A 5800-nucleotide genomic window follows, 5' to 3' on the forward strand; every position below is an offset into this window, starting at 1 on the left:
ATATACAACGTCAATACGGCAAATTCGCCCCAGTAAAATCAACGACTTGCCGGGTGGGCACGCGTGCCCCCGCGTGCGCCCGCGCGCCTACCCCCCGGCCACGAGCTCGAAGGCGAGAACGCAGGACGCCTCGCCGAACCGCTCGATCGCCTCGAGCGCCTGCCCCTCGTGCTGGACGAGGAACAGCCGGTCCGGGTTCTCCGCCGGGTCCCGGTCCGGCCAGACCCGCGGCCCGGCCGCCACGTCCCGCCCGTACTTCGCCAGCATCTCCGCCGTGACGGTGAAGGCGACCGTCGCCGACTCCCCCGGCGCCAGCGTCACCTGCCGATGCCCGAGCCGCTCGATGAGCCGCGGCACCCGCTCCTCGCAGACCATGTCCTGATAGTAGAGATGCACCGTCTCCGTGCCGGCCCGGGCCCCGGTGTTCGTCACCCGCACGCTCGCCGTCAGCGGCCGCCCTCCCTCGGCCGCGAGCCTCCGCCCGTCGAGCGCCCAGTCCGAGAGGGCGAAGCTGGTGTAGGAATAGCCCTCGCCGAACCAGTAGGCCGACGGCCAGCGCGCCCCGAGCCCGAGATAGTAGGCGCACCAGTGATGCCGCTGCCGCCGCTCCGCCGAGCCCGCCACCACCGGCACCGGCGGCCGGTCGCCCCGCGCCTGCCGCGTGTCGAGCCCCGAGGTGATTCCGTCCGCGATCGGCAGCCCGTGCGACAGCCGCGCCGTCGGATCCGAGGCCCCGGCGAGCACATCGGCGATCGCCTCCCCCGCGAACGTCCCGAGGTGCGCCGTCCAGAAGATCGCGTCCGCATTCTCCTCGACCTCCGCCGGAATGTGCAGCGCCCGCCCCGCCGTCACGAAGACGACAAGCTTCGCCGCCGGGCTCGCCCGCCGCACCCGCTCGACCAGCCGCCGCTGGACCTCGGGCAGCCGCGGATCGGCCAGCGCCGCCGACTCCCCGCTCCACTTGTGCCGCTCCCCGAGGAAGAGGACGACATGCGTCGCCCCCGCCGCGGCCGCCTCCGCCGCGGCCAGCTCCTCCTCCGCGCCCGCCTCGTAGTCGCACCCCCGCGCATACCCCGCCCCCGGCCACCGCCCGCGGATCCCTGCGAGCGGCGTCCTCACCAGCTCGAGATGCTGGTTGGCGTGGCTCGAATAGGCCCCGATCCAGTCCTCCGGGTCCTGGTCCGCCAGCGGCCCCAGCACGCAGACCCGCGCCTCCGCCGGGATCGGCAGCACCGCCGGATCCGGCGCCTTCGGCCGCAGCAGCACCACCGAGGCCCGCGCCAGCGCCCGATACCCCTCCGCCGGCCCCTCGACCAGCGCCCGCCCCGGCCCGGTGCCGGCGAAGGGATGGTCCAGCACCCCGACCCGGTCCTTGATCTCCAGCATCTCCGCCGCCCGCACCCTGAGCGCCGCCTCCTCGATGCGCCCCTCCGCCACCAGCTCCGGCAGGAAGCGCAGGAAGAGCAGCGAGCAGAGGTCGATGTGCACGCCCCCCTCGACGAAGGCCCTGAGCGCCGCCTCCTTCGGGCTCGCCGCATAGCCGAAGCCGCCGTAGAGCTCGTAGATCCCGTCGTAGTCCGACTCGATGATCGCCCCCGGCCCGGCCTTCGCCTTCACGATGTCGCGCAGGAACGGATCGGCATGCGCCGGCACCCCGTTCAGCGCCACGAAGCTCATCATCGCCCCCTGCGCCCCGGCCTCCCAGCCGCCGTCGTAGCGCGGCAGCACCGTCTCGAGGAACTCGACCCGCTCGATCGGCAGCGCGGTATAGTCCGGCCCCGCCGTATACTGGTAGGGCCCCATGTGCTTCAGCACCACCGCGATCCGCCCCGTGCCGAGCAGCCCCTCGGCGCTCGCCCGCGTCACCTCGCTCATGAACCGCGGGCAGGCGATCAGCCCGCCCTCCTGCGTCCGCCCCTGGTTCTGCGCGAACGAATAGTCGCAGGTCACCCGCACCAGCGTCACCCCCGCCACCCCGGCATCGGCCGCCGCCTCCGCGTGCGCCCGCCGCACCACGCCCATGTCGAAGCAGTAGAGCGGGAAGGGCGCCACCCGGTGGAACCCCCGCCGCCCGTCGTCCTTGACCAGCAGCGGCGGATGCCCGTTCGCCACCGCGATCTCCTGCAGCTCGCGCAGCCGCCCGCCCACCAGCCCGGTCCCGCCGATCTCCCCCCGCGCCACCGCCAGCGCGATGTCCTCGCCGGCGAGCTGCAGATACCGCCCCGGATCGATCGAGGTGAGCTGCCCGGCGAGCTGCCGCAGGCTCATGCCCGCGGCCAGCCCCCAGGCGCGCGCGCCGATGTGCGCCGGCCGGACGGAATACGACTTTTTTGCCATGGTAGCTGCCCGATCTGCTGTTTTTACTCCCCGCCAGCCTAACCGACACTGGCTTTCCGTTTACCAATGATTAAGATCACATACGGCTGAATTCCGCCCGATAACATACAATGGCAGTCCCCGGTGAGGCCCGGGAGCAAGAACGGAGCGGCGATGACAGGCTCGGCCAGGCGCCCGACGGGCGGTCCGAGCGGTGCGCCTTCGCGAGAGCGCGCACCGTGAAGCGGTGCACGACCTTCTGGGGGCTGGTCTCGGCCTACTGGGTCTCCGACCGCTGGCGCGAGGCCTGGACGCTCACCGTGGTCGTGCTGGCAATCACCGCCCTCATCAGCAAGGCCGCGGTCTGGACCGCGACCGCCAGCGCCGACTTCATCGCCTCCCTCGCCGAGTTCCACCGCGCCGACACCGGCGAGCCCGCCCGCGTCATCCTGCTCGCCGCGCTCGCCTACTTCGGCATCTCCTTCGCCCGCTCCGCCGGCCTCGCCTTCCGCCACCTCGTCTCGACCACGCTGCACCGCAAGGCCCGCCGCTGGCTGATCGCCCGCTTCGACGCCGAGATCCTCTCCGACCAGCGCATCGCCCTCGACCTGATGAGCGACCGCGGCAGCGACGGCCGGAACGCCCGCCTGCCCGACTCGATCGACCAGCGCCTCGACATCTGCACCGACCACCTCTACGGCGGCCTCATCGGCCTCGTCATGGGCTTCTTCGGCGCCGTCCTCTCGGTCTGGTTCGTCTCGATCGCCCTTCTCAGCCGCAGCCAGGCCGTCGCGTGGCTCGACAACGCCGGCGCCGCGGCGAACCGCACCCTCGAGACCCTGCTCGGACCCGGCCTCGCCGGCCGCGTCGACCTCGTGCCGGGCGACTACGGCACGGCGCTGCTCGCCGGCATCCTCGTCGCCCTCTACGTGCCGCTCTCCACCCTCTTCGCCTGGCGGGTCGGCCGCGTCGTCCAGCGTCGCACCCTCGACCGGCAGAAGTCCGACGGCGCCTGGCGCGGCGAGATCGCCTCCATGCTCAACCGCGTCGCCCTCGTCGCCGCCTCGCGCGGCCAGTTCGCCCAGCGCGCCACCAACCAGCGCCTCTACGCCGGCATCGACCGCGCCTGGCGGCGGCAGAACGTCTGGGTGGCGCTGATGCTCATGTTCACCGAAATCTCGAACTTCCTCTCCCAGCGCCTGCTCGCCTACCTGCCGGCGCTCCCCGCCTTCATGGCCGGCAACATGACCTTCCGCGCCTTCGTGGCGAACTCCGAGCTCACCTCCGAGCTCATCGTCGGCGCCTCCTGGTTCACCAACGTGATGACCGAGATCGCCGTCCTGCGCGCCAACGCCGCCCGGCTGACCGGCCTCGCCGCCGCCGTCGAGCGGGTGCGCGACCGCGATCGCTTCTACGCCGAGACCGGCCGCAGCAGCTTCCGCCGCAGCGAAATCGTTGCCGGCCCGATGGTCGCGATCGAGGGCCTCGAGCTCTGCCACCGCGGCCACGAAGCGCTGCCCTTCATCAGCGTGCCGCGCCTCGTCCTCGAGGAGGGCGACCGCTTGCACGTCAGCGGCCCGAGCGGCTGCGGCAAGAGCTCCTTCCTCAAGGCCGTCGCCGGCCTCTGGCCCTACGGCGAGGGCGGGGTCGGCATCGCCGCCGGTGCCCGCGTCTTCCTCGCCGCGCAGGAGCCCGACCTCCCCGACCACCTCACGCTGCACCAGCTCGTCACCTACCCGCGCCGCGGCGGGGACTTCGATGCCCTCGCCGTCGCCGAGGCGCTCTCCCGCGCCGGCCTCGGCGGCCTCATCCGCGAGCTCGACGCCGAGCTGCACCAGGGCCGCCCCTGGCGCGACGTCCTCTCCGGCGGCCAGAAGCAGCGCCTCGTCCTCGCCCGCATCCTCTTGCAGGAGCCCGACGTGCTCCTGCTCGACGAGGCGACCTCCGCCCTCGACGTCAAGGCCGCCGCCGACTTCCACCTCGCGCTCGCCGAGCGGCTGCCGGCGGCGGTCGTCCTCTCGGTGCTGCACGCAGCCACCATCCCCGCCGACGCCTTCGGCCGGCCCTTCTACAACCGCACCCTCGAGGTCAGGCCGCACCTCACCGTGGTCAGCGATGCCGCCGAGCCCGCCCAGGTCTCCGCCGAGCCCGCCTACGTCGTCCACGTCGACGCTCCGCTGCAGACCCTGGCGCGCGCGCAGTAGCCCGCGGGACTCCCGCCCGCCCGGCGAAGCCGCTATCCATCACGGGAAGACGGCAGGAGGCGTGATCCGATGCGGCACGAGACGGGCGCGGACCTGGACGACGAGACGCTCCTCGACCTCGTCCAGCGGCAGACGCTCCGCTACTTCTGGGACTTCGCCCATCCGGCCTGCGGCCTCGCCCGCGAGCGCAGCAACGTCACCGCGAAATACGGCCACGAGGCGGTCACGACCGGCGGCAGCGGCTTCGGCGTCATGGCGATCGTCGCCGGCGTCTCGCGCGGCTGGATCGACCGCGCCGAGGCCGCCGGGCGCATCTGGAGCATGGTCCGCTTCCTCTTGAAGTGCGACAGCTACCACGGCATCTGGCCGCACTTCCTGAACGGCGACACCGGCCGCACCATCCCCTTCAGCCGCAAGGACGACGGCAGCGACCTCGTCGAGACCTCCTTCCTCCTCGCCGGCCTGCTCTGCGCCCGCCAGTTCTTCGACGCCGACGACGAGACCGAGACGCGCCTGCGCGCCGCCATCACCTGGCTCTGGGAGGAGGCCGAATGGAGCTGGCACACCCGGGACGGCCGCAACGTCCTCTACTGGCACTGGAGCCCGAACAACGGCTGGAGCATGAACCACGAGATCCGCGGCTGGAACGAGTGCCTCGTCACCTACGTCCTCGCCGCCGGCGCCCCCCGCTACCCGATCTCGCCCGAGGTCTACCACCGCGGCTGGGCCGACGGCCGCGACTTCACGAACGGCCGCAGCTACGGCGACGTCACCCTCCCGCTCGGCCCGGACGCCGGCGGCCCGCTCTTTCTCTCGCAGTATTCCTTCCTCGGCCTCGACCCGCGCGGCCTCGCCGACCGCTACGCCGACTACTGGCAGCAGAACCTCGCCCACACCCTGGTCAACCGCGCCTGGTGCGTGCGCAACCCGCACGGCTACCGCGGCTACGGCCCCGACTGCTGGGGCCTCACCGCCAGCGACAGCGTCGCCGGCTACGACGCCCACTCGCCCACCAACGACCTCGGCGTCATCACCCCGAGCGCCGCCCTCTCCGCCTTCCCCTACACCCCCGAGCCGTCGATGCAGGCGCTCCGCACCTTCTACCACCGCCTCGGCGACCGCCTCTGGACCGACTACGGCTTCGTCGACGCCTTCAGCGAGACCGCCGGCTGGTACGCGCAATCCCACCTCGCCATCGACCAGGGCCCGATCGTGGTGATGATCGAGAACGCCCGCAGCGGCCTCCTCTGGCGCCTCTTCATGAGCTGCCCGGAAGTCCT

The 5800-nt window shown here is 72.4% G+C and carries 3 protein-coding genes; 2 read left to right on the forward strand and 1 reads right to left on the reverse strand.

What is annotated here, in order from left to right; all coding sequences use genetic code 11:
• Positions 1–87: 87 nt before the first annotated feature.
• Positions 88–2337 carry a glycoside hydrolase family 3 C-terminal domain-containing protein gene (locus Q0112_RS13250; protein ID WP_297976029.1) on the reverse strand — a complete coding sequence of 750 codons (2250 nt, stop codon included), beginning with the start codon at positions 2335–2337 and terminating at the stop codon, positions 88–90.
• A gap of 218 nt (positions 2338–2555) precedes the next feature.
• Here Q0112_RS13250 and Q0112_RS13255 point away from each other — a divergent pair, with 218 nt between their 5' ends.
• On the forward strand, positions 2556–4520 hold the full coding sequence (locus Q0112_RS13255; protein ID WP_297976030.1) for an ATP-binding cassette domain-containing protein: 1965 nt from the start codon (positions 2556–2558) through the stop codon (positions 4518–4520).
• Between the two features lie 69 nt (positions 4521–4589).
• Positions 4590–5800 (forward strand): glucoamylase family protein (locus Q0112_RS13260; protein ID WP_297976032.1); only part of this gene is annotated, 1211 nt, incomplete at its 3' end.

It is taken from the genome of uncultured Amaricoccus sp. (assembly GCF_937858865.1).
Lineage (GTDB): Bacteria > Pseudomonadota > Alphaproteobacteria > Rhodobacterales > Rhodobacteraceae > Amaricoccus.

What these genes read in the sequence shown, in the direction of transcription:
- Q0112_RS13250 (WP_297976029.1), bottom strand. Translation starts at nt 2,337, where the DNA reads ATGGCAAAAAAGTCGTATTCCGTCCGGCCGGCGCACATCGGCGCGCGC.